Genomic DNA, 26,779 nt, shown 5'->3' with positions numbered 1-26,779 from the left:
CTCTGTGGGGAGACTCCACGGATCAGATCCGGATCATCCCGATCCGCGACGACCCCACGACCCGCCGCAGCGGCGGGCAGGAGGAGGCCGCCGGTGGCACGCGAGAAGGGCGGATTCTGGGTCGGTCTCGCCGTCCCGTTCTTCTACTCGATCGGCTGGCTCACCGGCCGGCCGCGCTACCAGGGCCGCGAGCACCTCCCGGCCCGCGGCGGTGCGCTGCTGGTCGGCAACCACATCTCCCATCTGGACCCGATCCACACCGGCACCTACGTCCACAGCGCGGGCCGGGTGCCGCGCTTCCTGGCCAAGAGCAGCCTGTGGAACGTGCCGGTGCTCGGCGCGGTGCTGCGCGGCTCGGGCCAGATCCCGGTGTTCCGCGACTCCGCCGACGCCCAGCAGAGCCTCGCCGCGGGCACGCAGGCGCTCGCCGACGGCAAGATCGTCATCATCTACCCCGAGGGCACCATCACCCGGGACCCCGACGGGTGGCCGATGCGCTCGCGCACCGGCGTCGCGCGGATGGCGCTGGCCTCGGACGCGCCGGTCATCCCGATGGTGCACTGGGGGACCCGCGAGGTCCTGAACGGCTACGAGAAGAAGTTCCGCCCGCTGCCGCGCACCGACGTCGTGCTGCGCGCGGGGGACCCGGTGGACCTGAGCGCCTACCGCGGGCGCCCGCTGGACGCCCACGTCCTGCGCGAGGTCACCGACCTGATCATGGGACGGGTGCGGGAGCTGCTCGCCGAGGTCCGCGACGAGGACGCGCCGGAGGAGTTCTACCGCCGACGCCCGGAGAGCGAGGCAGGCCGATGAGCGTCCCTGGGGTCCCGTCGTTCGGGGAGCGCCCGGTCAACGAGCCGGTGCACTCGATCCAGCGCGTCGCCGTGCTCGGCGCGGGCAGCTGGGGCACCGCGTTCGCGAAGGTCCTCGGCGACGCCGGCCGGGACGTGCGGCTGTGGGCCCGCCGCTGTGAGATCGCCGAGGCGATCAACGCCGACCGGCGCAACCCGGACTACCTGTCCGACGTCGCGCTGCCGGACACGCTGCGCGCCACCCACGATGCCGCCGAGGCCCTCGACGGTGTCGACGCGGTGATCCTCGCGGTGCCGTCGCAGTCGCTGCGCGCCAACCTGGAGCAGTGGCGTGACCTGGTCCCGGCCGGGGTCACCCTGACCAGCCTGGCCAAGGGCGTCGAGCTGGGGACGCTCAAGCGGATGACCGAGGTCATCGACGACGTCACCGGTGTCGGCGCGGACCGGCTCGCCGTCGTGTCCGGGCCGAACCTGGCCGCGGAGATCGCGCACGAGCAGCCGACGGCCACCGTCATCGCCTGCTCCGACCACGAGCGCGCGGTGGCGCTGCAGACCGCCTGCGCGACCGGCTACTTCCGCGCCTACACCAACACCGACGTCGTCGGGGCGGAGCTGGGCGGGGCGGGCAAGAACGTCATCGCGCTCGCCGTCGGCGTCGCCTCCGGGATGGGGCTGGGTGACAACTCGCGGGCGTCGCTGATCACCCGTGGGCTGGCCGAGATGTCGCGGCTCGGGATGGCGCTCGGCGCCTCGCCGCTGACCTTCGCCGGCCTGGCCGGCATGGGCGACCTGGTGGCGACGTGCAGCTCCCCGCTGTCGCGCAACCGGACCTTCGGCGAGCAGCTGGGGCGCGGCGCGAGCCTCGCCGAGGCGGAGAAGGCCAACCACGGCCAGGTCGCCGAGGGTGTGAAGTCCTGCCTGTCGATCTGCGAGCTCGGCGAGCGCGCCGGGGTCGAGCTGCCCATCGCCGACGCGGTCCGCCGGGTCTGCCACGAGGGCATGACCGCCCACCAGATGGCCAAGGAACTGATCTCCCGGGCCCCGAAACCGGAGTGAACCCCATGCTCGGAGACGGCACCCGCTGTGTGCACGGCGGGGAGCAGCACGCCCACGCCGTGGGCGACCCGATCCATCGCGGACCGGTGCTGACCAGCACGTACCACCTCGGACGTCCGGAGGAGGCCGACCAGGGCGCGGACTTCTACGCCCGCGCGGACAACCCGACGTGGCGGGAGTTCGAGGCCGCCGTCGGCGAGCTAGACGGCGGGCCGTGCACGGTGTTCCCGTCCGGGATGGCCGCGGTCGCGGCGGTCCTGCGCGCCTTCACCGGCGCCGGGCGCGGCGTGCTGCTGCCCAGCGACGGCTACTACGTCGCACGCCTGCTCGCCGACGAGGAGCTCGCCCCGCTCGGGGTGCCGGTCGCCTACTGCGCGACCGCGGGCGACTGGGCGTCGGCGATCGCCCGGCACCGGCCCGCGCTGGTGATGCTGGAGACGCCGTCGAACCCCGGCCTGGAGGTCTGCGACGTCGCCGCGGTCGCCGCCGCCGCGCACGCGGCCGGTGCGGTCGTCGCCGTCGACAACACCACGTGCACCCCGCTCGGGCAGCAGCCGCTCGCGCTGGGGGCCGACCTGGTCGTCGCCAGCGACACCAAGGCGCTGTCCGGGCACGGGGACCTGCTGCTCGGGCACGTCTCCGCCGCCGACCCGGTGCACCACGAGCGGGTCCGCGCCTTCCGCACCCGCGGCGGCGCGATCGCCGGGCCGATGGAGACCTGGCTGGCGCTGCGCGGGCTCGGCACCCTGGACCTGCGGCTGGGCCGGCAGGCCGAGAACGCCCGCGCGCTCGCCGTCGCGCTGCGGGAGACCCCCGGCGTACGGGACGTCCGCTGGCCCGGGCTGGCCGACGACCCGTCGCACCTGCTCGCCCGGACCCAGATGCGGCGCTGGAACGGCATCCTGCGGTTCACCCTGGCCGACACCCACGCCGTCTCGGACTTCCTGGCCGCCGCTACGCTGGTCGACTCGGCGACGAGCTTCGGCGGACTGCGCACGGCCGCGGACCGGCGGGCCCGGTGGGGCGACGCGGTGCCGGACGGCCTGGTGCGGCTGTCCTGCGGGGTGGAGGACACCGACGACCTCCTCGCGGACGTGATCGGCGCCCTCGGGGGGTAACGGCGGGCAGGTCCGGCACGAGCGCAGCGGTGCACGATCCGCCGCGAGACGAGGTGCCGTCCATGACCACCGACCACGCCGACCACACCGACTACGCCGACCATGCCGAGCGCACGTCCGGCACCGGGTCGGCCGGTGCCGCCGCCTGCCCGGCCTGCGCTGCGCCGGGCCGGCTGCTCCGCCACGTCGTCCAGGAGCGGTACCGGCTGCTGCGCTGCACCGGCTGCGGCACCGAGTTCCTGCGCGACCCGGTCCCCGGCGGCTCGACGGCGGGGGAGTACTGGGAGGACTACAAGTTCGACGTCTACGCCGGCGACGCCGTCCGGGTGGGCTACGAGCAGCGCTACGCCGCCGTGTTCGACCGGCTGGAGGACCGGGCCGGCCGGTGCGGTCGGGTGCTCGACGTGGGCTGTGGGATCGGGAACTTCCTGGCGTGGGCGAGGGACCGCGGGCTGGACGCCGTCGGGTCCGACGTCGACGAGCGCGCGCTGGCCGGCGCGGCCGCCCGCGGGCTGACGGTGTTCGCCCCCGAGCAGCTCGCCGCGCAGGACACCGAGGTCGACGTGGTCACCCTCTGGGATGTGATCGAGCACGTCGCGGACCCTGGCCCGTTCCTCACCGACGCGCTGTCCCGGCTGCGTCCCGGCGGCTGGGTGCTGCTGGAGACCCCGGACGCCGCGTTCCCGGTGCGGCCGCTGGTGCGTGCGCTGCACCGCGCCACCGGTGGGCGGATCGACCTGGCCAAGAACATGTACTACTGGGAACACAAGATCTACTTCACCGAGCGGGGCCTGGAACGGGTCCTCGCGCCGCACGGGGTGACCGTCGTCGAGGTGCACCGGATGACCTCGCCGGTGGCGAAGATGCAGGCCACCTTCGACCACGGGGCCGAGGGCTCCGGCCCGGTGGATCGGCTGCTCGCGCGCGGCTGGCCCGCGGCGGAGGCGCTGTTCCGGCGGATGGGCCGGGGCAACAAGCTCGTCGTGCTGGCCCGCCGGACCGGGTGAGCGCGCGCAGCGCGCGGCGTCGGTGACCCGCACCGGGACGACCGGCGCCGGGACCTTCCCGCCCCGGGAGCGACGGTAGGCCCAGCGGGTCGCGCCCGGGGCGAGCAGCACCGCGGCGGCGACGGCGAGGGTCCGCGGGTCGGTCCGCTCCCGCAACGCCGCCCGGACCCGGGCGCGGGCGGTCGCGAGATCGCCCTCGAACAGCGCGACCCGGGCGCCGACGACACCGCGGCGGTGCCGGCTGCGCCGCAGCTCCCGCTCCAGGGCGGCGGCGACGGCCGGGTCGTCCGAGCGTGCGGCGGCCGCGCGGACCGCCCGTTCCCGGGCCTGTTCCACGGCCAGCACCGCGGGCCCGCCGCGGGACAGCGACTGCGGCGCCTGAGCGTAGCTCGCGAGCCGCTCGGGCAGCGTCACCATCCGGTGGCCCGCCGCGACGATCCGCAGGAACAGGTGCAGGTCCGCGACGGTCACCCCGGCGTCGTCGACGTGGCCGTGGGCGTCCCACACCTCCCGGCGCACCGCCCCGGTGTAGTACGGGCACGGCCCCTCGATGAGCTCGGGCAGGGTCAGCACGTGCTCCGGGTCCGGTGTCGGCGCCCCGGCGTTCTCCAGGTAGGAGGCGGGCAGCCGCGCCCCGGTGGCGGCGTCGGTGAACCAGGCGTCGCAGGTGACGGCGGCGAGGTCCGGACGGGAGTCGAGCACGTCGCCGAGCCGGGCGCAGAACTCGGGCAGCACCCGGTCGTCGGAGTTGAGCAGGGTGACGTACCGGCCCGAGGACTCGGCCGAGGCGCGGTTGATCCCGCCCGCGGCGCCCCGGTTGGGCTGGCGGACCAGCACGATCCGCGCGTCGCGCTCGGCGCGGGAACCGACGATCCGGGCCATCTCGTCCGACATCCCGTTGTCGACGACGACGAGCTCCCAGTCCGGATCGGTCTGGGCCTGCACCGACCCGATCATCCCCGACACCGCGTGCTCGGTGCGGTAGGCGGTCGACAGGAAGCTGAACCGCGGACGTGCCTGACGGTGGTGGCCCATTCTCGTCCGTTCTGTCGGGGTTGCTGGGATGACCGTCGTCCCGGAGTGGCACCCGCGTTACGCCGCAGTGTCGTCGATCTCCGCCACGAGCGGTAACGATCCCTGGTGAACGGCCGAATGCACCGCAGTACGGATCACGGCGGGCGGCGGGCGGAGGCGGGATGGTGCAGCGGACCGCACCGGCCGGGGTGGTCCTGCGGGACACCGGCCCGCGGCCCGGCACCCCGCTGGTGCAGGAGATCGCCACCCGCACGCCGCTGGCCCGGCTGCTGCAGGGGCTCGTGTTCCTGACCGTGGGCGTGGCCTCCTGCGAGGGGTACCTGCTCGACATCAACGACGTCGTCACCAAGCTCCCCGCGGCGACGCTCGTGCTCGTGTGGCTGGTGGCCCGGCTGCGCCCGTTCCGGCTGCCGCGCTTCCACCCGGTCCACGTGCCGCTCGCCGTGCTCGCCGTGGCCGTGCTCGCCTCGACCGCGGTGCACGCCGGCGACACCTTCACCATGAGCTACGCCCAGCGCTGGGTGTCGTTCCTGGTCACCGTGACGGTGCTGATCGACGTCTGCTCCCGCGAGGTCCCGGTGCGGGTGCCGGTGTGGGCCTCGGTCACCGGCGCGACCGTCGCCGCGAGCGGGGCCCTGTGGAGCTTCCTCATCGAGGGCTCGCCGCGGGCGACCGGGCCGCTGGAGGACCCCAACGACCTGGCCTACGTGCTGGTCTCGGCGGTGCCGCTGCTGCTCGCGCTGTGGCTGCGCCGTCCGCGCCGGGACGGGCCTGAGCGCGCACCCCGGGCCGCGCAGGTGCTGGTCGGGGTGCTGCTGGTGCTGCTCGTGCTGGGGGCGGCGGTGACCGTGTCCCGCGGCGGCATGATCGCGCTCGTCGTCGCCATGGTGTGGCTGACGGTGCGCGGGGCGATCGCGCCCCGGGTGCTCGCCGCGGCCGCCGTCGCCGTCGTGGTCGCGGGGGTCGGGCTGGTCGCCGGCTTCGGTGACGACGTCGGCCGCGCGCTCTCCCAGAAGGACCAGGTCGCCGCCTCCAACATCGACAGCCGGGCGCTGCGCTGGGAGGTGGCGGCCACACTGCTGCCCGAGCAACCGCTGCTCGGTGTCGGGCCCGGAGGGTTCCGCTCGCACTACCTCGCGGCGTCCCACAACGCCGAGCTGGAGGAGCAGACCCCGGTCGCCCACAACATGTACGTCGAGGTCGCCGCCGAGCTCGGGGTGCTCGGTCTGGCCGGCTTCGTCGGGATGATCGCGGCGGCGCTGTGGTCGGCCGAGCGGGCGGTCCGGGCCGCCGGCCCCGGCCCCGGGCGGCTGCTGCCGCTGGCCGTGCAGACCGCGCTCATCGCGGTCTGCGTCGCCTCGACGTTCCTGTCCGAGCAGTACTACATGCCCCTGTGGGCACTGACCGCCGCGGCCTGCGCCGTGGGCCTGCGCAGCGAGGGAGCGATCCGGTGAAGGTCCTGCAGGTCGTCAACGAGATGGGGACCGGGGGAGCGGAGCGCGTCGTCGCCGACCTCGCCCGGCACGGGACCGGCCTCGGCTGGGACACCATGGTCCTGTCCTCGGGTGGGGTGCGGGCCGACGAGCTGGCCGCGCAGGGGTACCGCACCGAGACGATGCCGCTGGTACGCCGCACCCCGGTGGGGATCCTGCGCGGGGCCCTCGCCGTGGCCGCCGCCCTCCGGCGGCACCGCCCGGACGTCGTGCTCGCCCACAACGTGCTGGTCGGGCTGGTCTGCCGGCTCGCCGCGCACACCCGGCGCCGCCGACCGACGCTGGTGACGGTGTTCCACGGCGTCGCCGCCGACGACTACCCGGCCGCGGCCCGGCTGCTGTCGGGCGCCGCCGACGTCGTGGTCGCGGTGTCCGCGGCGGTCGCCGACCGGCTGCGTGCCGCGGGCCTGCACGACACCCGGATCGCGGTGCTGCGCAACGCCGTCACCCCGCCGGTGCTGCCCGCCCGGGCCGACGCCCGGCGCGCCCTCGGCCTGCCCGACGACGTCGGCGTCGCACTGTGCGCGGCCCGGCTGGTCCCGCAGAAGCGCCACGACGTGCTGCTCGACGCCTGGCGCGCGGTGCGGGGCGGGCCGGTGCTGCTGCTCGCCGGGGACGGCCCGCTGAGCGCCGGGCTCGAGGAACGCGTCGCGGACCTGGGTGACCGGGTGCGGTTCCTCGGCGCCCGCGACGACATACCCACCCTGCTCGCCGCCGCCGACGTCGCCGTGCTGACCAGCGACTGGGAGGGCCTGCCGATGGTCGTCCTGGAGGCGATGGCCGCCGGGCTCCCGGTGGTCGCCACCGACGTCGACGGGGTCCGCGAGGCGCTCGGCCCGCGCGCCGACGCACCCGCGGCGGGGCTGCTCGTACCGCCGGGCGACCCGGCCGCGGTCGCCGCCGCGCTGAACGGGCTGGCCGACCCGCGCCGCCGCGGGGCACTGGCCGCGGCCGGGCGGGCCCGGGTGGCTGCCGAGCACGACCCGGCCGCGCTGGCCGCCGACTACGACGCGCTGCTCCACGACGCCCGTGCCGCGGGCGCCGGCGGGCCCGGCCGGTTCTGGCTGGCCGGCGTCGCCGCCCTGGCCGGGCTCGCGACGACGGCCGCGGTGCTGCTGGCCGTCGCGCTCGGACCGGTCACCCAGCAGGCCAGCGTCACGCTGGTGGCCCGCCCGGACGTCGGAGCGACCGTCTCGCTGGACCCGGCCCGCCCCGTGGTCTCGACCAGCTACGGCGAGGTCGTCTCGCTGGCCCTGCCCGCGTTGCCCGAGATCGTGACCGGGCCGTCGCTGCTGGGCCGGGCGGCCGCGGCGGTGCCCGGCGGTCCCGACCCCGAGCAGCTGCGCCGCGCCGTGTCGGTCGAGCTGGTCCCGGCGTCGGGGCTGGCGCGGATCTCGGTGCGCGACCCCGACCCGGGCCGTGCGGAGGCGCTGGCCGAGGCCGTCGTCGACCAGGTCGTGGCGGCCGACGTCCTCGACCCGGCCGGGCGGCTGGTGCCGGTCGACACCCGGGCCGCGGTCACCCCGGTCGCCACCTCGACCACGCTGGCCGCGGCGCTCGCGCTGCTCGCGGGGATCGTCGTCGCCGTCGTGACGGGGGCGGCGCTGCTGCCCCGCCGACGTGCCACCCCGCACTCGGGACTGCTGCGCGCCGTCGCCGCGTCGGGCCGCGGCCCGGTCGCGGTGCTGGATGCGGCGGACCCGGTGCTCGTCGACCGGATCCGGCTGCTGGCGGGGCCGGACCGCACCCGGGTGGTGCCGGCCGGTCTCGGCCTGGAGACCGACGCCCGGCGGATCACCGAGGCACTCGCGCTGCGCGACGGTCCGGTGGCCGGCCCGGCGCGGCCCGGCGCGGTCGTGGCACTCGCGGACCCGCGGCGCACCCGCACCGAGGACCTCACCGGTGTCCTCACGGCCGTCCCGGAGCGGGATCGGGTGCTGGCGGTCGTCCTGACCTGACCTGGTCCGATCCGACGAACGGTCGCGCGGACCCGGAGGGCCGTCGTGCGGCACCGGCGGGCGGGTGTGCGGTCCCGGGGCGCCCGCGCCGCGCGGTCACCTCCCCGAGGCCGCGTTATCACCCTCGCGTAACCGGGCTTCCGTATGGTCGACTACATCACGGACCTCGTGCGTTCCGGAGGTGGTCGCGTGCCGTACCGACAACCCGTCCCCAGTGGTGCCGAGATGATCGTCCCTGGCGACCTGAGAGCGGTCGACCCGCTCCCCGACGATCCCGTCCCGGCACCGGGGACCGAGCCGCCGACCACGGCTCGCATCCCGGCGGGGTCCCGGGTCCTGCTCCTCAACGCCAGCTTCGAACCGCTGGCCGTCGTCACGTCGAAACGTGCGATCTGCCTGCTGCTCTCCGGCAAGGCCGAGTGCCTCCAGGAGGCGCTCGAGGGGGCGGAGTTCCGCTCCGAGTCCCTCTCGCTCCCCGCCCCGTCGGTACTGCGCCTGTCCCGCTACGTCCGGGTGCCCTACCGCCGCGTCGTCCCCATGACCCGGGCCGGTGTGCTGCGCCGCGACGCCCGCCGCTGCGCCTACTGCGGCAAACGTGCCGACACGATCGACCACGTCGTCCCGCGCAGCCGCGGCGGGGCGCACAGCTGGGAGAACTGCGTCGCCGCCTGCAAGGCCTGCAACTCCCGCAAGGCCGACCGGCTGATCGAGGAGATCGGCTGGACGCTGCGCACCACTCCGGCACCGCCGGCCCGCAACGGGGCCGGGGTCCTGGTGCTGGCCGTGGAGCCGCTGCCGGCCTGGGAACCGTGGTTGACCGCCGCCGCGTGAGCCGCTCGTCCACGGTCGGGCACGCAGAGTGACGAACTTGGCCACTATGCCCTGATCGTGGGTAGTCTCGCTGTCGAGATCGTTGCATTCAGTAATGCGATGGACTCGGCGACCGAGCCGGACACGGGGCGGGGGGAGAGCGGGATGCACGGGCGGAGCGGGCGTGAACGGGCCGCCGTCCTCGTGGGCACGGTCCTGCTCGCGATGGCGGTCGGACTGGCGTTCGCGCCGGTCGCGGGCGCGGCGCAGCCGACAGGGCAGCTGCGGCTCGGCCACCTGTCGCCGGGGACCGGCGCCGTCGTCGCGACGATCTCCGGCCCCGAGGGCGCGGGCTCGACCGAGCAGGTCGTCGCCCGGGACGCCGCGTACGGCGACGTCACCGGCTACCTGCGGCTCGTCCCGGGTCGTTACACGGTGACCATGCGCCCGGTCGGGAGTGACCCGGCCGGGCCGGCCCCGCTGTCGGCGGGGCTGCAGATCGCACCCGGCACCACGCAGTCGCTGTTCTTCTTCGACACCGGCTCCGGCCAGGTCCGCGGTGACCTCGTCCCCGACGACCTGACCGCGCCCGCCGCCGGCTCCGGCCGGGTCCGGATCGTCCAGGGCGTCCGGACGCCCACCCCGCTGCAGGCCCTGGCGGTCGGCGGCCCCCGGCTGGCGACCGACCTCGCCTACGGCGCCGTCACCGACTACGCGACCGTCGCGGCCCGCACCTGGGACGTGCGCCTGTCCTCCGGCGCCGCGACCGAGGCCGCACAGCTCCCGGTCGGCGCCGGGTCGGTCACCACGGTCGTCGTGACCGGTGGCCCCGGCGGGGCGCTCACGGCGCACCCGATCACCGACACCCCCGGCCTGCCGGTCGGCCCCGCGCCCGCCGCCGCTCACGGCGGCGTCCCGCCGCCCCGCGGCGGCGTCCCCGCCGGTGCCGGCGGCACGGCGGACGACGACGGCCCTGGCGTGCTGCCACTGGTGCTGTGCCTGCTCGCGGCGCCCGTCCTCGTCTACGGGACCTCGGTGCTCCGCGCCGCCCGCCGCAGGGGCTGAACGGTGGCCGTGCCGCGGACCGAGAGCACCCGCACCGAGGGCACCCGCACCGAGGGCACCCGTCCCGACGGAACCCCCGACCCGACCTGGCTCGACGCGACCGGCCTGCCCTGGCGGGCGCCGCTGCGCACGCCGACCGCCCCTGCCTGGACCCCGCCGCTGCGGACCCCGCCCGGGCCGGTCCGGCGGCTGCGGGCGGCGGCGTCCGGGGTGGGCGCGTCCGCGCGCGCCGGGGTCGCCCGAACCCCGGGCGGGCCCGCGGCCCGGGCCGCCGTCGCCGCCGCGGTGCTCGCGCTGCCGCTGGTCCCGGTGCTGACCCCGGCGGCGGAGCCGGGGCCGTCGTTGCCGCCGGTGGTCACCGCCGCCTCGGTCACCGGGCCGTCCGCCCCGGAGGCGACCCGCGCCGCCACCGTCGCGACGACCGGGTCCCGGGCCGCGCGTCCGGTCGCGCCGCCGTCCGGGCTGGTGGTCCCCGTGATCGGACTGACCGCCGGCGCACCGGAACAGCTGGTCGTCGGCCCGGACGGGACGCTCGGCGCCCCGGTCGACTTCGGCCGGATCGGCTGGTGGGCCGCCGGTCCCCGGCCCGGCCAGGCCGGGCCCGCGGTGATCGTCGGGCACGTCGACTCGGTCGCCGGGCCCGCGGTGTTCTGGCGGCTGCGCGACATCCCGGTCGGCGCGCAGATCGTCGTCCCGCGCACCGACGGCAAGCGGACCACCTTCACCGTCGACCGGGTCGCGACCTACCCGAAGGACGCCTTCCCCGCCGCCGAGGTCTACGGCGGCACCGCGAACGCCCAGCTCCGGCTGATCACCTGCGGCGGGTCGTTCGACCGTGCCGTCCGCTCCTACACCGACAACATCGTCGTGTTCGCGTCCGTCCACTGAACCTCCATGCCGCCACGCCGCCACCGACCGCACCCCGCGGAGCCCCGATGAGCCGCCCCCTACGCGTCCTGCACGTCAGCCAGCCCGTCGACGGCGGGGTGGCCGCCGTCGTGCGCACGCTGTGCGCCGACCAGCACGAGCGCGGCTGGGACGTCAGCCTCGCCTGCCCCGACGGTCCGCTCGCCGACGCCGCCCGCGGTGCCGGTGTGCCGGTACGGACCTGGCAGGCGACCCGTTCGCCCGGCCGGTCGGTCCTCGCGGAGGTCCGCGCGCTCGCCCGGATCGTGGCCCGCACCGCACCGGACGTCGTGCACCTGCACTCGTCGAAGGCCGGGCTGGCCGGGCGGCTCGCCGTCCGCGGTCGGGTCCCGACGATCGTCCAGCCGCACGCCTGGTCCTTCGACGCCGTCGCCGGGCCCCTCGCCCGCGCCGCCCGGACCTGGGAACGGGTCGGCGCCCGCTGGACCTCCCTGCTGCTGTGCGTCTCCGCCGACGAGCTCGCCACCGGCCGCGCGGCGGGGATCGGCGGTGCCGCGGTCGTCGTCCCGAACGGGGTCGACCTCGACCGGTTCACCGCGGGCGGGCCGGACGACGCCCGCTCCGTGCTCGGCCTCGGACCGGGGCCGTGGGCGCTGTGCCTGGGCCGGGTCACCGAGCAGAAGGGCCAGGACCTGCTGCTCGACGCCTGGCCGTCGGTCCGTGCCCGGGTTCCCGGTGCGCGGCTGCTGGTCGTCGGCGACGGACCGGACGCCGACGCGCTGCGGGCACGCTGCGCGGCCGACCCGGTGCTGCGGGACTCGGTGCTGCTGCACCCGCCGACGACCGACCCCGCGCCGTACCACCGGGCCGCGGACGTCGTGGTGCTGCCGTCGCGGTGGGAGGGCATGCCGCTGGTGGCGCTGGAGGCGATGGCCAGCGCTCGACCGGTCGTCGGCTTCGCGGTGACCGGGATGGCCGAGGCGGTCGGACCGGCCGGGCGGACCGTCCCGCCCGGCGACGTGCCCGCGCTCGCCGACGCGATCGCCCTGCGGCTCGCCGCGCCCGGCCTGGCCGCCGGGGAGGGCCGGGCGGCCCGCGCCCGGGCCGAGGAGCTGTTCGACCGGAGCCGGGTGACGGCCCGGGTCGCCGCGCTCGTCGCCGAGCTGGTCGCTGGGGAGTGGCCCATGTCATCCCCGCCGGAGACGGCTCCGGGAAACGGATCGACGGCCGGGAACGAGTCAGGGGAAGCCGGGAGATCGACAGGACCGCCCGGTGGGGGAGGAACGTGGTGAGCAGGTCGAACGGTGTGGTGCGCGATCGGCACGCCCCGGGCACGACGCCTCTGGGCCCCGCCCAGCCGCCCACCCGCACGGCCCCGGCCGCCGGGCCGCGCCGCCCGGGACTGCGCGTCGCCGCGGTCGCGGTGCTCGTGGGCCTGCTGGTGGCTGCGCTCGTCGCGGGGGTGTTCGCGGTGCTGCCCGGCCGCTGGGAGGGTCGGGTGGGGCTGCTCGCCCTGCCCTCGGGCTCCACCGGTTCCGCGCTGATCAGCGAGTCCGGGGTGTCCACCAGCTACGGCGAGGTCGTCACCCTGGCGATGCCCTCGATCGCGGACCTGGTGACCTCCCCGTCGACCCTCGACGCCGTCGCCGCCGCGGTGCCCGGGAGTCCGGCCCCCACCGAGTTGGCCGATGACGTGTCGGTGGAGCTGCTCGCCGGCTCCGGTGTGGCCAGGGTGTCGGTCTCGGCGGGGTCCCCGGAGCTCGCCGCGCGCCTGGCCGAGGCCTTCGCCGGCCGCGTCGCCGCCGCCGACCTCCTCGCCCCGGCCGGGACGTTGCGGGTCCTCGACCGGCAGGCCACCCTGCTGGAGAAGGGCCCGGACCTCACGCTCGGCGTCGGGCTGGGCCTGATCGCCGGGACGCTCGCCGGGCTGGGCACCGCCGTGGTGCTGGTCGGCCGGATGCGTGCCCGCCGCGGGGACGTGCGCCGCTCGGTGCTCTCGACGCTGGTCGCGGCCGGGCACGGGATCGTCCCGGTGCTGAGCGCCCGCGACCCCGACGCCGGCGAGCGCCTGCTCGTGCTGGCCCGCGCCGCGGGCGGCCCGGTCCAGGTCGCTGCCGGGTCGCCCGGCGTCGCCGACGCGGTGCTCGCTCTGCAGGCCGACCTGGCCCGGGAACCCGGCGGTCGTGCGGGCGGGCGGGCCGACGAGTCGCTCGTGCTCGTCGTCGACCGGGCCGCCGACGGGGCCGACCTGGACGCGGTGGTCCGCTCCCTGCGCCCGGGCACCCGGGTGCTCGCCGCCGTCGTGTCCTGAGATGACCGTGACCCCGACCGGGGCCGACACCGGGTCCGCCTCCGGTCTCGCCCGCAGCGCCACCCGCGGGACCCTGTGGCTCGGCCTGGTCAACCTGCTGGCCAAGGGCAGCCAGATCGTCCTGACGGTCGTGCTCGCCGCGTTCCTCACCGAGTCCGAGCTCGGCCTGGTCACCGTCGCCGTCGCGCTGATCGGCGTCGGGCAGGTCGTGCAGTCGATGGGCGTCTTCGACATCGTCGCCCGCACCGACCGCGACCCCGGCACGATGGCCGGCGTCCTCATGACGATCTCGGTCGGCATCGGGGTGCTGCTGGCGCTGGCCGGGCTGCTCGGCGCCGCCCCGATCGCGGCGGCGATGGGCGCGCCGCACGCCGAACCGCTCGTGCGGATCGCGTCGCTGTCGCTGCCGTTCACCGCGGCCGGCGGCGTGCAGATGGGGCTCATGCACCGGAGCCTGCAGTTCCGCCGCCGGATGGTCCCCGACGTCGGGTCCGCGCTGGTCTCCTCGGTGCTCGCGGTCTCGCTCGCGGCGGGCGGGTTCGGCGCGCTGTCGCTGCTCGGGATCGCCGCCGGGGTGCGGATCCGCCCCGGCTGGGACACCGCGGCCGCCGCCGAGGCGCTGCGCTGGACCCGGGTCGTCGGCCCGGGCGCGGTCGTCGCGGTGCTGCTGGTGAACGTCGACTACCTCGCCGTGTCCCGCACACTCGGCCCGCACGCGGTCGGCGTGTACTCGCTGGGCTTCCGGATCGCCTGGGCGCCGTACGTGATGGTGTCGCTGGTGCTGGGTGCGGTGTCGTTCCCGGTGTACGCCCGGCTGCGCCGTGAGCGCCGGGACCTGCGGCCCGCGGTCACCCGGTTCGTCCGGGCGCTGCTCGTGCTCGCCGGGGTGCCCTACGTGGCCTTCGCCCTGCTCGCCGAACGGATCGTCGTGCTCGACGGCCGCTGGGCCCCGGCGGCCCCGGTACTCGTCGTGCTCTGCGGGTACGGCCTCGGTTTCGGCCTGCAGTACATGCTGCAGGAGGTCGTGCGGGCCGTGGACCGGCCGGGTGCCTACCTGCTGCTGCAGCTCGCGCACCTGGCGCTGCTGGTCGCCGGGCTGGCGCTGCTGGTCCCCCACGGCGTCGTCGCGACGGCCTGGGCGCAGCTCGTCGCGGTGTGGCTGGTGGTCCCGCCCGCGCTGCTCGTGCTGTACCGGGCCGGTGGCCTCCCCCGGCCGTGGCCGGTGCTGCGGACCGTGGGCGGGCTGGCCGCGGCGCTCGCCGCGGGCGAGCTCGCCGACCTCGCCGTCCGCGCCGCGGGGGCCGACGACCCGGCCTCGGTGCCCGCGTTGCTGGCGGCCGGCACCGTCGTCGTCGTGACGGTGGCCGCCGTCGCCGCGGTGACCAACCTCGACCTGCTGCGCGACCTGCGCGGTGGGCTTCGCGACGCCCCGGACGACGGGGCCCGCCCGACCGACCCGGAGGTGGGAACATGCTCGCACCCGCAGAGCGGCTGAGCGCGTTCGTCGAGTGGCCCGACGAGCCGCTCCACGTCGGCGGCACCCCGGTGTACGTCGACTTCGCCACCAGCGTCCTCGACAAGGACCGGCTGCTCGCCGGCGGCGCCGCCAGCGAGATCGACCGGGGGCACGGCGCGCTCGCCGCGCTGCGCCGGAACCTGCGCCGGATCACCAACCCCGACAGCGGCACCCGTCGCAACCTCGACGTGTTCCTCGACCGGCTCCGCGCCCGGCACCCCCGCCCGACGGTGCTCGTCGTCGGGGGCGGGGAGATCGGCAACGGCGCGGACCGGCTCTACTCCGACGCGGGCGTCGAGGTCCTCGCCTTCGACATCTACGCGAGCCCGCACGTGCAGTTCGTCGCCGACGGGCACCGCATCCCGTTCGCCGCCGGGGTCGTGCACGGCGTGGTGGTGCAGGCCGTGTTGGAGCACGTGCTCGATCCGGCGACGGTCGTCGCCGAGATCCACCGCGTGCTCGTCCCGGGCGGTCTCGTCTACGCCGAGACGCCGTTCCTGCAGCAGGTCCACGAGGGCCCCTACGACTTCACCCGGTTCACCGAGTCCGGCCACCGCTGGCTGTTCCGCGGCTTCGACCGCATCGGGTCCGGGGTGGTCGGCGGGCCCGGCGTGCAGCTGATCTGGACGATCGGTGCCGTCGTGACCGGCCTGACCCGCTCCCGCGCCGCCGGGCGGGCGGTGCGGCTGGCCCTGTCCTGGCTGCGTCTGCTGGACCGCGTCATCCCGGAGCCCTTCCAGTCCGACGGCGCCAGCGGCGTGTGGTTCCTGGGGGCGCGCTCGGACACCCCGCTGCCCGCGTCGGCGATGCCCGGCGAGTACCGGGGCGCCCAGTGAGCCCCGCGGGGCCGCCGCGCGTCGCGTTCGTCCTCACCCAGGACCGGGGCGGCCCGGTCGAGGTGTGCCTGACGCTGGCCCGCGAGCTCCACCGCACCGGTGCCGCCACGGTCCGGGTGTTCGGCCCGCGGCCCGCCCGGGGGCCCGGCGTACCGGCCGAGGTGTTCACCGAGTCGGGGGTGGGGGACAAGACCGACGTCGCCGCGGCCCGTGCGCTGCTCGCCCGGATCGACGACTGGGGCCCGGACCTGGTGCACGCCCACGACCGCCGCGCCGGCCTCGTCCTCGCGACGACGGCGTGGCGCCGCCGCCGCCCGTGGCTGCTGCAGACCTACCACGGGGTCCCCGAGGACGTCGGCGAGGCGTGGTTCCGCGGCACCGCCGCAGCGCCCGCCCCGTCCCGCTATACCCGCGCGACGCTCGCCGCGGACGCCGTCGTCGGGCGGGTGCTGGACCGCACCGTGGTCTGCGCCGAACCGATGCGCCGGTTCCTGTCCGGGCGGCTGCGGGTGCCCGCGCGCCGCCTCGTGCACATCGACAACGGCCTGGATCTCGGCCCGCCCCACCCGCCCGCCGGGCCGGTGCGTCACCTCCTCACGGCCGGGCTCCTGCTGCCCCGCAAGGGGATCACCGACCTGATCGACGCGGTGGAGCGGCCAGGGGTGTTCCCCGCCGACGCGACGCTGACCGTCGTCGGCGACGGCCCCGAGCGCGCCGCGATCGAGGCCCGCGCGGCCGCCTCGGGCGGCCGGATCCGGCTGCTCGGGTTCCGCACCGACGTGCCGGAGCTGATGCGTGCCGCGGACGCCGTCGTCGTGCCGTCGCGGATGGAGCAGCAACCGCTGGTCGTGATCGAGGCGATGGCCGCGGGCAAGCCGGTGCTCGCCACCGACACCGGCGACACCACGACGATGCTCGCCGCCCCCGGCGCCGCCCGCTTCACCGCCGCCCCGGGCGACCCGGAGTCACTGGCGACGGCGTTGCGCGCGCTGTTCGCCGACCCCGACCCGGGCCTGACCGGGAAGCTGCTCGCCGCCCGGGCCGCCGAGCGGTACTCGGCGTCGGCGTCGGCCCGGTCGCACCTGGCGCTCTACCGCTCGCTGCTCGGCTGACCGGGGTGGGCGGGTCAGCGTCGCACCAGGATCGTCGCGTCGGCGGATCCGATGCTCACCGTGTCCCCGATCTGGCCCCCGTCGAGGGTCCGCAGCCCGCCCGGGGCCGGCACCTCGGCGTCGTCGGGGGTGGGGTTGAGCGCCACCCAGCCGCCGGCGAACCCGCGGGTCCACACACCGGTGCGTCCGTCGCGGACCGCGGGTCCGGTCGCCGCGCCCAGGTCGAGCGACCGGTAGCCGGACCACTCGGGCAGGGAGTAGTCCCGGGTGGTCGACGGCGTCCAGCAGGAGCGCGACGGCCCGCCGAGCAGCGCGGCCCCGGCGAACCCGGCCCGCTCGGCCGCGCCGGGCCGCGCCTCGGGCCGTCCGGCGGTCGCGGTGACCAGGAGCGTCAGGTCCTGCGGTGGGGCGGCGAGCATCTCCGCCCACTGGTGGCCCTGCCAGGTGGTGAGGGCGCCGTCGTCGCCGTACTGGGCGAAGTTCTCCTCCATCGCCCCGCCGAAGCGCGCGTGCCGGGTCCAGCGGCCGGGGAACAGCCGCGCCTCGGACAGGTTCGGCACGAGCACCTTGCCCTGCTCGCCGAGCGCGGTCCCGGCGCGGGTCACGAGCGCGTCGAGGCCGTCACGCAGCAGGGCGTCGGTGCCGCTGCGGTCGGGGGTCCCGGCGACCACGGCGTCGGAGTAGAAGCGCAGCGAGGACATGTCGTTGTCGGCGAACACCCCGTCCCAGCCGTCGCGGACGGTCTCGGCGACGACGCGGTCGGTCCAGGCCCGCTGGTAGGCCTCGTCCCACACCGCCATCTGCCAGTGCTGCGGGTAGGGCGCCCACTCGATGCGCCGGCCCGCGGTGTCGGTGGCGAACCAGGCCGGGTCGGCGGTGGCGCCGTCGACGCCGGTCGGCAGGAGCCCGCCGTGCAGCCCGACCTCGGCGTAGCCGCGGGTGGAGGACAGGTCCTTGTAGACGAGCAGGACGATCCCCGGGTCCTGGGCGCGCAGCCGTTGCGCGACGTCGGTCTCCCAGGCGTTGAGGACGACGACGCCGTAGCGCCCGGCCGCGTAGCGGACCTGCTCGTCGGTCGGGGTGCCACCGGTGGCGAGCCACAGCCCGCACACCGCGGGGGCGCTCGTGGGCTCGGATCCCGACGGTGCCGGGGGTGCGGCCGCGGCGGCGCAGCCGGCGAGCACCGCCACGACCAGCACGAGCGTGACGAGGACGCGGCGGTGACACACACCTCCGATCATGCCAAGATCCCGGACCCGGGGCGTGGGGGACGGAAGGGACCGTGATGACGGAACAGGCGGTCGTGACGGGCGCGTCGAGCGGGATCGGCGCCGCGTTCGCCCGGGAGCTGGGCCGCCGCGGGGTCCCGGTACTGCTGGTGGCGCGCGACGCGGAGCGGCTCGGCGATGTCGCCGCCGGGGTGCCGCGGTCCCGGACACTCGTCGCCGACCTGGCGACCGACGCCGGTCTGGCCGCCACCGAGCAGGCGATCGCCGAGGCCCCGGTCGGGCTGCTGGTGAACAACGCCGGGACGGCCGGGCCGGGCACGCTCTCCGAGCACACCGACCACGACATCGACGCCCAGGTCGCGCTGAACCTCACCGCCGTGGCGCGGCTCTCCCGGGCCGCGCTGCCCCCGATGCTGCGCCGCGGTAGGGGCGGGGTCGTCATGGTGTCCAGCTCGGCGGCGGTGCACCCCACGGCGGGCACCCCCGTCTACTCGGCGACGAAGGCGGCGGTCGAGGCGCTCGCCGGGGCGCTGCGCCACGAGGCGGCGCCGCACGGGGTGCGGGTGACCGTGGTGCGCCCGGGGTTCACCCGGACCCCGTTCCACGAGCGGCACGGCGAGGACGTGTCCTGGGTCCCGGCGTGGCGGTGGGCGACCCCGGAGCAGGTGGCGTCGGCCGCGCTGGACGCGCAGCGGCGGGACACCGCGGTGGTGGAGGTGCCCGACACCCGGATGCGGGACGCCGCGGGCCGCGTCCTGGGCCCGGTGGTGCGGATGCTCGGCCGCCGCAATCGTCACTGAAGGTCACTGTTCGGTTGCGCAACGCCCCGGTTCCTGCTGGTCTGCGCCGCACGGGCCGTCGTCGTCGCGACACCCCGTAACGTTGATCAGTGGTGGGGCGACCTCGCCCGCGGTGCGGCCGACCGGGCCGCCGGCGGTGGAGGAACCACTGATGGACGTCGAGACGACCGCGATCGAGGGCGTGCTGCTCTTCCGGCCGCGCCCCTTCCGCGACGACCGGGGCTTCTTCTCCCGCACCTACGACGACGCCGTGGCGCGACAGTGGGGCATCACCCGCGCCGACTACGTCCAGGACAGCCAGTCCCGCTCCGGGCACGGCGTGCTCCGCGGGCTGCACGGCCGCAACCACGGGGGCGAGGGCAAGATCATCCGGGTGGCGCACGGCGCGGCGCACCTGGTCGTCGTCGACGGACGACTGGAGTCGCCGACGCTGGGCCGTCACGTCGCCGTCCGGCTCGACGACCGCGACCTGGTCTCGATCCGGGTGCCGCGCCGGATGCTCGTCGGGCTCCAGGTGGTCGGCGAGGTCGCCGACGTCTGCTACGCCATCGACCGCGTGCACGACCCGATCCAGGCCGTCTCGGTGCACTGGGCCGACCCCGACCTCGGCGTCGACTGGCCGATGCCGCCGTCGGTCACCAGCGAACGGGACCGTGTCGCGCCGTCCTGGGCGGACTACCTGCGCACCCTCGACGGCGCTCCGGTCGAGGTCCCCAGCACGCGCGACGAGGGCCGCCGATGACGGCCTGCCGGTTCTGCGCGGGGACCGACGGGGAGGTCGTGCTCGACCTCGGTGTCCAGCCGGACTGCGCGACCTTCCCGCCCGCCGCCGACCCGGGGCCGGACGCGACGTCCCCGTTGCGCATGTGGCTGTGCGACGCCTGCGGGCTGGCCCAGCTCGCCGAGGACCCGGGCGGGGTGGAGGAGGTCGTCGGCCTGGAGCCCGCGGCACTGGTCGAGCAGGGCCGGTCCGCCGTCGCCGCCCTCGCCGCGGCCGGCGTCGTCGGACCGGGGGTGTCCTTCGTCGAGTACGGCAGCCCGCACGGCGGTTCCTGGGTGGCCGACCTCTCCGCGACCGGCGCGACGCCGGTGGCACCGGACGAACCGGCCGACGTCGTCGTCGACAACCTCGGTCTCATGCACGACGCCGACCAGGCCACCGCCGTACGTGAGCGGGCCGCCCGGCTGCGGCCGGGCGGGACGCTGGTGATCGGGTTCCACACGCTGCACGCGATCGTCGAGGGCGCGCAGTGGAACGCCCTGCGCCACGGCCACTTCGCCTACTACTCGACCCCGGCGCTGGTCGGGATGCTGGAGACCGTCGGCCTCGCCGCGGTCCGGGCCTGGTGGTTCCCGCTCTACGGCGGCACCGTGCTGCTCGTCGCGCGGGCGGGCGGCGAGCAGCAGGAGTCGGTGCGGGCGATGGTCGCCGCCGAGGACGCCGCCGGCGTGCGCGACGCGGCGACGGTCTCGTCACTGCAGCGGGCCGCGGACCGGACGACGACGGGTGTGCGGGAGTTCCTGGAGGCCGAGCGCGCCGCCGGTCGCCCGGTGTGGGGCTACAGCGCGGCGTCGCGGGCGGTGGCGCTGCTGTCGCGTGCCGGGATCGGCCCGGACCTGCTGCCCGCGATCGCCGACGGCTCGGTCGCCAAGCAGGGCAGGCGCACACCGGGGACGGCGATCCCGATCGTCGCCCCGGACGCGCTCGTCGCGGCGGCGCCGCGGTCGGTGCTGCTGTTCGTCGACGATCTGCTCCCGGAGATGCGCCGCGCATTGCCGCAGGTGGAGGCGACCGGCGGCCGGTGGCTGCTCCCCGACACGCTCCCGGTCCGGGCGTGACCCGGCCCGGCCGGCGCCGGGAGGGCCTTCGTGCCCCGCCTCCCGGCGGACCGTCCGGGGACGCAGGGAATCAGCGACGGCGCAGCAGGGCCGAGGTGAGCCGGGCGGCGCGACCGGACGGGCGGCCGTGGGCGGAACCGGTGCGAGCGTGGAAGGCGCGGCAGGAGGTGCCGCAGACACCGCAGTCGGTGCCGGCGCGGTAGTGGTCGTGGGCGTCGCGCTCGTGACCGCAGCGGCACAGGTCGACCGCGACCGAGGTGGTCGCGACGGGCGGCAGTGCGGTGTTCTCGGCAGCGGCCCGCGGAGCCGGGATCGCGGCGGCGGGGGCGGTGCCGACGGGGACGGTGGTGGCGGGGGTCTCGGGCGTGACGTTCATGGTTCCTCCTCGGTGCACGAGGGCCGTGCGGCCGTGCTGCCCCTGATATCGCCCCGTCCGTCGGGACCGTCAGCACCAGCGCCGTGGGTTCCCTGCATCTGATGACACAGCACGTCCCTGTGACTGCGCTGTGTGCACACTGAAGGTCTGTCGTGCACGGTCCGGTGGCGTGTCGCACCACCGGGAGTGGGACCGTGCGGTGTCGCGTAACGCCGTGCGCGTGGCCGCGACGGACCGGACGACCGCCCACGCCCGACCCAGGAGACCCGATGCGCAATGCCGTCCCCCCCGACCCGGCACGACGACGTGGTGCCCGGCCCGCGTGGCGGGCCTCCCCGTCGGCGCGGGCGGCGGGTGCTGGCCGTGCTGCTGGCGCTGGTGCTCGTGCTGCTGCTCGCGGTCGGCGGCGTGGTGGCCTACCTGACCTCCAGCATCGGCGGCGGCATCGCCCGCATCCCGGACGCGTTCCGCGGGATCGACGGGGGCAGCCGTCCCGCCACGTCCGGCGGCACCACGTTCCTGCTCGTCGGCACCGACTCCCGGGCCGAGGCACCCACCACCGGCACCGACGCCGCCCCGGGGGTCGACGCCGGTTCCCAGCGGTCCGACGTGATCATGCTCGGCACCCTCGCCCCCGACGGCGAGCACGCCAGCGTCGTGTCGATCCCGCGCGACTCCTGGGTCGACGTCCCCGGCCGCGGCATGAACAAGATCAACGCCGCCTACGCCTTCGGCGGTGCCCCGCTGCTCATCGAGACCGTGGAGAAGCTGACCGGGGTGCGGGTGGACCACTTCGGCGTCGTCGACTTCGCCGGGTTCACCTCGCTCGTCGACTCGGTCGGCGGCATCGACGTGACCGTCGCGCACGCCACCAGCAACGCCGGGGTGGACTTCCGGGCGGGGGAGAACCACCTCGACGGCGCCCAGGCCCTGGCCTACGTCCGTCAGCGCCACGGCCTCCCGAACGGCGACATCGACCGCGCCGCCCGCCAGCAGAACGCGATCAAGGCGCTGCTCGCGACGGTGCAGGAGAAGGCCACCACGGACCCGACCGCGCTCTACTCGTTCGCGACCAGTGTCGGCGACGCGGTGAGCGTGGACGACTCGCTGTCGAACACGGGGCTGGTCCGGCTGGCCCTGGAGAACCGCAACCTACGCGGGTCGGGCGTCGCGTTCGTGACGGCGCCGGTGGCCGGGCTGGGCCGGGAGGGCGAGCAGTCGGTCGTCCACCTGGACGAGCAGCGCAGCGCGGAGCTGTGGGGAGCGGTCCGCAACGGGTCGGTGGCGCAGTACGCGGACCGCAACCCGACGGAGGCGCTGAGCTCGACGCCGTCGTGATCTATATCGTTCCTCGATGTACTGTTCTTCGATGTATCGAGGAACGATGCATCTGGGGGGGGTGTCATGACAGTGGATTCATGGGTGCTCAGCGCCGTCAGGCTGGTCGCGAGGCTCTACTTCGTGCTGCTGGCGGTCGGGCTGGCGGTCCTCGCCGCGGCGGCGGTCGGGAAGATCGGACAGTCGCTGGCCGGGGAGCCGACGTCGTACGTGTTCGAGCTGGGGTACGACCACCCGCCGCTGGCGGACTCCGCGCGGATGGTCGAGGGAGCGCCCCTGGTGACCGGCCACGACTCGCCGCGCCTCGGCTCGGTGCTCGCCGAGCTGCCGCAGCTCCTGCCCACTCTCTACGGGGCGGTGGTCATCGGCCTCGCGCTGCGGGCACTGGACCTGGCGCGGGAGCGGGGCCTGTTCTGCGACGGCCTGCCGCACCGGGTGGGCCTGCTGGGCTGGGCGCTGGCGGGCCAGCCGGTGTGGGCCCTGGTCGAGGCGACGACCACCGCGTACCTGCGCAGCCAGGTGCTGGCAGGTGCGACCGTCGGCGGTGAGCTGGGCCCGGCGTTCGGCGCGGCGCTCGAGTGGTCGACGGTGGCCGTCGGCGTCGGGGTCCTGTTGCTGCGCTCGATCATCGTCGAGGGCGTCGGGATGCGGCGCGAGCTCGACGGGACGGTGTAGCGGTGCCGGCGGAGGACGGGGCGGCGATCGAGATCCACCTCGACGCGCTGCTGGCACAGCGGGGGATGACGCTCACCGAGCTCGCACGCCGGGTCGGTGTCACGCACGCGAACCTGTCGGTGCTCAAGAACGGCCGTGCCCGCGCGATCCGGTTCTCGACGCTGTCGGCGATCTGTGCGGTGCTGGGCTGCCAGCCGGGGGACCTGATGAGCCACCGGGTCGGGGAGCCGTCGCTCCCCGACCCGCGGTGAAGGCCGATCAGGCCCAGATCTTCCAGGGCGCCTCGCCGCGCGACCACAGGTCGTTGAGGTACTCGTAGTCCTTGAAGGTGTCCATCGCCGACCAGAAGTCCTCGTGGCGGTGCACGTTGAGCTGCCCGTCACGGGCCAGTCGCTGCAGCGGCTCGTGCTCGAGCCAGACGCCGTCGCCGCCGGGCTCGCCGAGGTAGCTGTCGAGGAACTCGCGCCGGAAGGCGAAGAAGCCGCCGGAGACGAAGCCGGTGACCTGGGTGGGCTTCTCGTTGAACTCCACGACCCGGTCGCCCTCGACGTTCATCTCGCCGAACTTGGAGGTCGGGTGCACCCCGGTGACGGTGCCGATCTTCCCGGACTCCTCGTGCTCCTTGGCCAGGGCGGTGATGTCGACGGTGCCGACGCCGTCGCCGTAGGTGAGGAAGAAGTTCTCGGTGTCGACGTACTGCGCGATCTTCCGGACGCGCGAGCCGGTCGCGGCCTCCAGGCCGGTCTCGGCGAAGGTGATCTCCCAGTCCTCGTCGACGCTGTTGTGGAAGTCGATGCGGTGCCGGTCCGACATGGACAGGGTGAAGTCCGCGGAGCGGGCCCGGTAGTCGAGGAAGTACTCCTTGATCGCCCAGCTCTTGTAGCCCAGGCACAGGACGAACCGGCGGAAGCCGTGCTCCCGGTAGGTCTTCATGATGTGCCAGACGATCGGCCGTCCGCCGATCTCGACCATCGCCTTCGGCAGGCTCTCGGAGGCCTCCCGGATGCGGGTGCCCTTGCCTCCGCAGAGGATGACGACGGGGGTCTCGGGATCCATGGGCTGAGTATCCGTTCCTTCGTGGGGAGCGTGGTGGGCGGCGGCGCCTGTCGTACAGGGGAACCGAACACCACTACCGCACTGTTAGCGCCGTGTGTCTGTTCGCCGGCTCACACCGTGCGGGAACGGACACGGTCCGTAACTCTAGTTTTACGCAGCGCGATGGTGCGTTGCTGCGACCTGGGGCGCCGCAGCGACGCCGCCTCGGCCCGGTGCTTCCGGTTCGGAAACATACCCGGCCGGCGCAGGTCGGTGGACGGTCGACCGCGGTGACCCGACCCCGGTCATGCACCTCATGATCTCCGCCGTCGTGGAGGAGGTGGGGGAACGGGGTCAGTAGGCGCCCCCGGCGCGGGCGATCGCACCGGCGGTGCGGGCCAGCATCCCGAACTCGGTGCCGTGCTTGCCGACGCGGGACTGGCGGAAGAGCACCGGGCCGCCGTCGAGCTTCACCGCGATCGCGACGGCCAGCATTACCGGGGCGAGCAGAAGGATGCAGCAGCGCGGCGACGGCGTTGAGGACCGTGTAGGCGCGGCCGGCGGTGCGGTCACGCTCAGCGGTCGATCATGGGTGGATCGAGGACGCGCATGTGGCACCGGGCTACCAACGCGGGTAGCGGACGGTCGACGCTGACGAACCGTTCTCGCATTCGACGCTGCAGGCGGGCCTGGTGACGTCGAGCGCCCGGCGGGTGCGGCCGTTCGGTGCGTCGTCGGACTCCAGTCCGGACAGCCGCAGGTCGTCCGCCCGGTCGAACCGGGCCGCGAGAGTGGAGCCGCACGTGGTGCTGTGTTGCCAGCAGCGTCGGGGAGCGACGAACGGCGACGCGGCGTAGCCGGTGTCCTGATCCCTCGGCTGCGATCGCGGGATCAGCGCGGTCACGGTGAGTGGTGAGAAGGTGCCGTGCACGACGCCGTGGGAGAGCGGCACGAGTGGCAAGCCTGATACGCCCTCTGTGAGACCGAGGCCGGTTATGCCCGACCGCGGAACAATTAAAACAGGACTGCTGCTGCGATCACAGCCCATCGTCCGGCCGGTGCGCATGTCAGTATGGCTGCTGACACAGACGTCAATAGTATGATCGATTGTGTGCTCGAGCGCCACCTCAGACTTTGCTTGATCAACACAGTCAGTGCGGAGCAGAATTCGTGATGCGTCGAGCCTGGTAGATCCTGTCGTCCGAAGGACCGAGATGCTGCACCTATCCGCTAGGAGAGAAGCTTGAGAGTCATGTTCGACTGCTACTGGTGGTTCGAGGGCCCGCCGTCGAACAGGCATGTTCTTCGCGATATTGTGACCACGTGGAGCACGGAATATCCGCAGGACGAGTTGGCCGGAGTGTTCTACGAAAACAACCGCAACGAGCTGGCCAAGGGTGGCGACTTCCCAGGTGTCTACTATTGGACCCGGCTGCGCCCCCACGGCTTGGGTGTGGCGTTGGGCAGCGGGGCGGCTTTGAGAGACTTTCAGCCGTGCGTGTACATCGGTCAGAACTTTACTCCGATCTTGAAGAATCCCGCCGTTAAACTGACGTACATACACGACTTGATGTTCCTCGAGCACCCGGAGTGGTTCTCCTTCGTCGAGCGTGCATACTTTCGCGGCATGAGTCTGACCGCTCGATTCGCCGACTCGATCGTTACCTCGTCTGAATCTGAGGCCAAGCGAATCGCAAGGCATGTCTCCCGGCCTGTAGATGCAGTCGGTCTCGGCCTCAGTAGTGAACTGACCGAGATCACGCCAACGAAATCTGTCGCGATGCGACTCGGCCTGGTCGCCGATAGCTTCATTCTCGCTGTTGGACGCCTCAATAAGAGAAAGAACCTTGGACGGGCGATCGACGCAGCTCGAGCGAGCGGGCTTGTATGCAAGGATTTTCCGCTGGTAGTGGTCGGCGAGCGTGATGGGCGTCAATCACAGTTGTCTGAATCCGCACGCGAAGGGATAGATCGGAATGAGATTCTGTTTACTGGGTATATCGGCGACTCAGAGCTGACGTGGTTGTACAAGAATACTCGAGCGCTAGTCTTCGTGTCGTTCGATGAGGGCTTCGGGATGCCTCCGGTCGAAGCGGCATTCTTCGGCACGAAGTCGGTGGTGAGTGACATTCCTGTGTTCCGTGAGACACTTCAAGATAATGCCGTGTTTGTCAATCCGAATAACGTTCAAGATATTAGTCGAGGAATACGTCAGGTCTGCGATCAGCCTGCAATGCCGATCGAACCCTCGTGGTGGCAGAGCAAACACTCTTGGGAGGTCAGCGTTTCAAGAATCAGACACCTCGCCATGACATTAGCGCAAGAGCGGCGTTGAATCGTTCAGTATGCGTGATCCTGGACGACTCTCGCCAATGAGGCTTTGTACTGCAACGGCAGTTGATCAGCTCGGGGGTCGTTCGCCGCGTCGGCGGTAGTGGCAGTCGCGGGCCTGTTGTTGGCGTTCACGGCGCCAGGTCGACCAGTGCATGAC

Annotated in this window: 27 protein-coding genes; 22 read left to right on the top strand and 5 right to left on the bottom strand. The window is 74.6% G+C overall.

All coding sequences use genetic code 11. The annotated features are described in order from the left end of the window. Positions 1-93 precede the first annotated feature (93 nt). The 15 genes from Ae505Ps2_RS00585 (at position 94) to Ae505Ps2_RS00515 (ending at position 16,996) form a co-directional block, all read left to right on the top strand. Complete coding sequence (locus Ae505Ps2_RS00585; RefSeq protein WP_075310690.1) at positions 94-813, top strand: lysophospholipid acyltransferase family protein; 720 nt, start codon at positions 94-96, stop codon at positions 811-813. Then, entirely contained in the window at positions 810-1,868 is a 1,059-nt protein-coding gene (locus Ae505Ps2_RS00580) for an NAD(P)H-dependent glycerol-3-phosphate dehydrogenase (protein WP_060712981.1), read from the top strand. The genes Ae505Ps2_RS00585 and Ae505Ps2_RS00580 overlap by 4 nt, the downstream gene beginning before the upstream one ends. A gap of 5 nt (positions 1,869-1,873) precedes the next feature. After that, entirely contained in the window at positions 1,874-2,986 is a 1,113-nt protein-coding gene (locus tag Ae505Ps2_RS00575) for a cystathionine gamma-lyase (protein ID WP_060714811.1), read from the top strand. 62 nt (positions 2,987-3,048) lie between these two features. Further along, positions 3,049-3,993 carry a class I SAM-dependent methyltransferase gene (locus Ae505Ps2_RS00570; RefSeq protein WP_075310692.1) on the top strand — a complete coding sequence of 315 codons (945 nt, stop codon included), beginning with the start codon at positions 3,049-3,051 and terminating at the stop codon, positions 3,991-3,993. Between the two features lie 748 nt (positions 3,994-4,741). Then, entirely contained in the window at positions 4,742-4,978 is a 237-nt protein-coding gene (locus tag Ae505Ps2_RS32985) for a hypothetical protein (protein WP_249265197.1), read from the top strand. A gap of 211 nt (positions 4,979-5,189) precedes the next feature. Beyond that, the gene (locus Ae505Ps2_RS00560; RefSeq protein WP_075333783.1) at positions 5,190-6,482 is read left to right on the top strand and encodes an O-antigen ligase family protein; all 1,293 of its coding nucleotides are present in this window, start codon (positions 5,190-5,192) and stop codon (positions 6,480-6,482) included. Continuing rightward, positions 6,479-8,479 carry a glycosyltransferase gene (locus Ae505Ps2_RS32385; RefSeq protein ID WP_075553322.1) on the top strand — a complete coding sequence of 667 codons (2,001 nt, stop codon included), beginning with the start codon at positions 6,479-6,481 and terminating at the stop codon, positions 8,477-8,479. The genes Ae505Ps2_RS00560 and Ae505Ps2_RS32385 overlap by 4 nt, the downstream gene beginning before the upstream one ends. Positions 8,480-8,704: 225 nt before the next feature. Further along, positions 8,705-9,310, top strand: coding sequence for an HNH endonuclease (locus Ae505Ps2_RS00550; protein WP_020624110.1), 606 nt, complete (start codon positions 8,705-8,707; stop codon positions 9,308-9,310). Between the two features lie 99 nt (positions 9,311-9,409). Next, the gene (locus tag Ae505Ps2_RS00545) at positions 9,410-10,354 is read left to right on the top strand and encodes a DUF4397 domain-containing protein (protein WP_075310700.1); all 945 of its coding nucleotides are present in this window, start codon (positions 9,410-9,412) and stop codon (positions 10,352-10,354) included. A gap of 3 nt (positions 10,355-10,357) precedes the next feature. Then, positions 10,358-11,242, top strand: a complete 885-nt coding sequence (locus tag Ae505Ps2_RS00540; protein ID WP_233147637.1) for a sortase — start codon at positions 10,358-10,360, stop codon at positions 11,240-11,242. A gap of 47 nt (positions 11,243-11,289) precedes the next feature. Continuing rightward, a complete protein-coding gene (locus tag Ae505Ps2_RS00535; protein WP_075310702.1) occupies positions 11,290-12,513 on the top strand; it encodes a glycosyltransferase in 1,224 nt (407 codons plus the stop codon). Then, a complete protein-coding gene (locus Ae505Ps2_RS00530; protein WP_139318952.1) occupies positions 12,510-13,532 on the top strand; it encodes a hypothetical protein in 1,023 nt (340 codons plus the stop codon). Before Ae505Ps2_RS00535 ends, Ae505Ps2_RS00530 begins: the two co-directional genes overlap by 4 nt. Position 13,533: 1 nt before the next feature. Beyond that, positions 13,534-15,027, top strand: coding sequence for an oligosaccharide flippase family protein (locus tag Ae505Ps2_RS00525; protein ID WP_075553321.1), 1,494 nt, complete (start codon positions 13,534-13,536; stop codon positions 15,025-15,027). Next, positions 15,003-15,884 (top strand): methyltransferase domain-containing protein, encoded by an 882-nt coding sequence (locus tag Ae505Ps2_RS00520; RefSeq protein WP_075310706.1) that lies wholly within the window; start codon positions 15,003-15,005, stop codon positions 15,882-15,884. The genes Ae505Ps2_RS00525 and Ae505Ps2_RS00520 overlap by 25 nt, the downstream gene beginning before the upstream one ends. Beyond that, a complete protein-coding gene (locus Ae505Ps2_RS00515; RefSeq protein WP_075310708.1) occupies positions 15,881-16,996 on the top strand; it encodes a glycosyltransferase family 4 protein in 1,116 nt (371 codons plus the stop codon). The genes Ae505Ps2_RS00520 and Ae505Ps2_RS00515 overlap by 4 nt, the downstream gene beginning before the upstream one ends. A gap of 14 nt (positions 16,997-17,010) precedes the next feature. Here Ae505Ps2_RS00515 and Ae505Ps2_RS00510 read toward each other — a convergent pair whose 3' ends face one another. Beyond that, entirely contained in the window at positions 17,011-18,237 is a 1,227-nt protein-coding gene (locus Ae505Ps2_RS00510) for a putative glycoside hydrolase (RefSeq protein WP_075310710.1), read from the bottom strand. Positions 18,238-18,281: 44 nt separating this feature from the next. Here Ae505Ps2_RS00510 and Ae505Ps2_RS00505 point away from each other — a divergent pair, with 44 nt between their 5' ends. The 3 genes from Ae505Ps2_RS00505 (at position 18,282) to Ae505Ps2_RS00495 (ending at position 20,864) form a co-directional block, all read left to right on the top strand. Next, complete coding sequence (locus Ae505Ps2_RS00505; RefSeq protein ID WP_075310712.1) at positions 18,282-19,025, top strand: SDR family NAD(P)-dependent oxidoreductase; 744 nt, start codon at positions 18,282-18,284, stop codon at positions 19,023-19,025. A gap of 151 nt (positions 19,026-19,176) precedes the next feature. Continuing rightward, entirely contained in the window at positions 19,177-19,767 is a 591-nt protein-coding gene (gene rfbC / locus Ae505Ps2_RS00500) for a dTDP-4-dehydrorhamnose 3,5-epimerase (RefSeq protein WP_075554150.1), read from the top strand. Further along, positions 19,764-20,864 (top strand): class I SAM-dependent methyltransferase, encoded by a 1,101-nt coding sequence (locus Ae505Ps2_RS00495; RefSeq protein WP_075333779.1) that lies wholly within the window; start codon positions 19,764-19,766, stop codon positions 20,862-20,864. Before rfbC ends, Ae505Ps2_RS00495 begins: the two co-directional genes overlap by 4 nt. A 70-nt stretch (positions 20,865-20,934) precedes the next feature. Here Ae505Ps2_RS00495 and Ae505Ps2_RS00490 read toward each other — a convergent pair whose 3' ends face one another. Beyond that, complete coding sequence (locus Ae505Ps2_RS00490; protein WP_075310717.1) at positions 20,935-21,240, bottom strand: hypothetical protein; 306 nt, start codon at positions 21,238-21,240, stop codon at positions 20,935-20,937. Between the two features lie 276 nt (positions 21,241-21,516). Here Ae505Ps2_RS00490 and Ae505Ps2_RS00485 point away from each other — a divergent pair, with 276 nt between their 5' ends. From Ae505Ps2_RS00485 to Ae505Ps2_RS00475, 3 genes are all read left to right on the top strand, one after another. After that, positions 21,517-22,578, top strand: a complete 1,062-nt coding sequence (locus tag Ae505Ps2_RS00485; protein ID WP_075310719.1) for an LCP family protein — start codon at positions 21,517-21,519, stop codon at positions 22,576-22,578. A gap of 84 nt (positions 22,579-22,662) precedes the next feature. Beyond that, positions 22,663-23,253 carry a hypothetical protein gene (locus tag Ae505Ps2_RS00480; RefSeq protein WP_075310721.1) on the top strand — a complete coding sequence of 197 codons (591 nt, stop codon included), beginning with the start codon at positions 22,663-22,665 and terminating at the stop codon, positions 23,251-23,253. Between the two features lie 2 nt (positions 23,254-23,255). Continuing rightward, a complete protein-coding gene (locus Ae505Ps2_RS00475; protein WP_075310724.1) occupies positions 23,256-23,504 on the top strand; it encodes a helix-turn-helix transcriptional regulator in 249 nt (82 codons plus the stop codon). A 7-nt stretch (positions 23,505-23,511) separates the two neighbouring features. Here Ae505Ps2_RS00475 and Ae505Ps2_RS00470 read toward each other — a convergent pair whose 3' ends face one another. The 3 genes from Ae505Ps2_RS00470 to Ae505Ps2_RS00460 all read right to left on the bottom strand — a co-directional run bounded on the left by Ae505Ps2_RS00470 (position 23,512) and on the right by Ae505Ps2_RS00460 (position 25,414). Beyond that, positions 23,512-24,309: a glucose-1-phosphate cytidylyltransferase gene (locus Ae505Ps2_RS00470; RefSeq protein ID WP_075310726.1), complete on the bottom strand. Its 798-nt coding sequence runs from the start codon at positions 24,307-24,309 to the stop codon at positions 23,512-23,514. A gap of 333 nt (positions 24,310-24,642) precedes the next feature. Beyond that, on the bottom strand, positions 24,643-24,783 hold the full coding sequence (locus Ae505Ps2_RS33920; protein WP_083695205.1) for a sugar transferase: 141 nt from the start codon (positions 24,781-24,783) through the stop codon (positions 24,643-24,645). A gap of 127 nt (positions 24,784-24,910) precedes the next feature. After that, positions 24,911-25,414: a hypothetical protein gene (locus Ae505Ps2_RS00460; RefSeq protein ID WP_139320103.1), complete on the bottom strand. Its 504-nt coding sequence runs from the start codon at positions 25,412-25,414 to the stop codon at positions 24,911-24,913. A gap of 126 nt (positions 25,415-25,540) precedes the next feature. On the opposite strand from Ae505Ps2_RS00460, the gene Ae505Ps2_RS00455 reads away from it, so the two are divergent. Continuing rightward, positions 25,541-26,623, top strand: coding sequence for a glycosyltransferase family 1 protein (locus tag Ae505Ps2_RS00455; protein WP_075553320.1), 1,083 nt, complete (start codon positions 25,541-25,543; stop codon positions 26,621-26,623). Positions 26,624-26,779: the final 156 nt, after the last annotated feature.

This window comes from Pseudonocardia sp. Ae505_Ps2, from assembly GCF_001932425.1.
GTDB lineage: Bacteria > Actinomycetota > Actinomycetes > Mycobacteriales > Pseudonocardiaceae > Pseudonocardia.
Note: the sequence above shows the minus strand (reverse complement) of the source record. Positions and strands in the feature narration are given on the sequence as shown.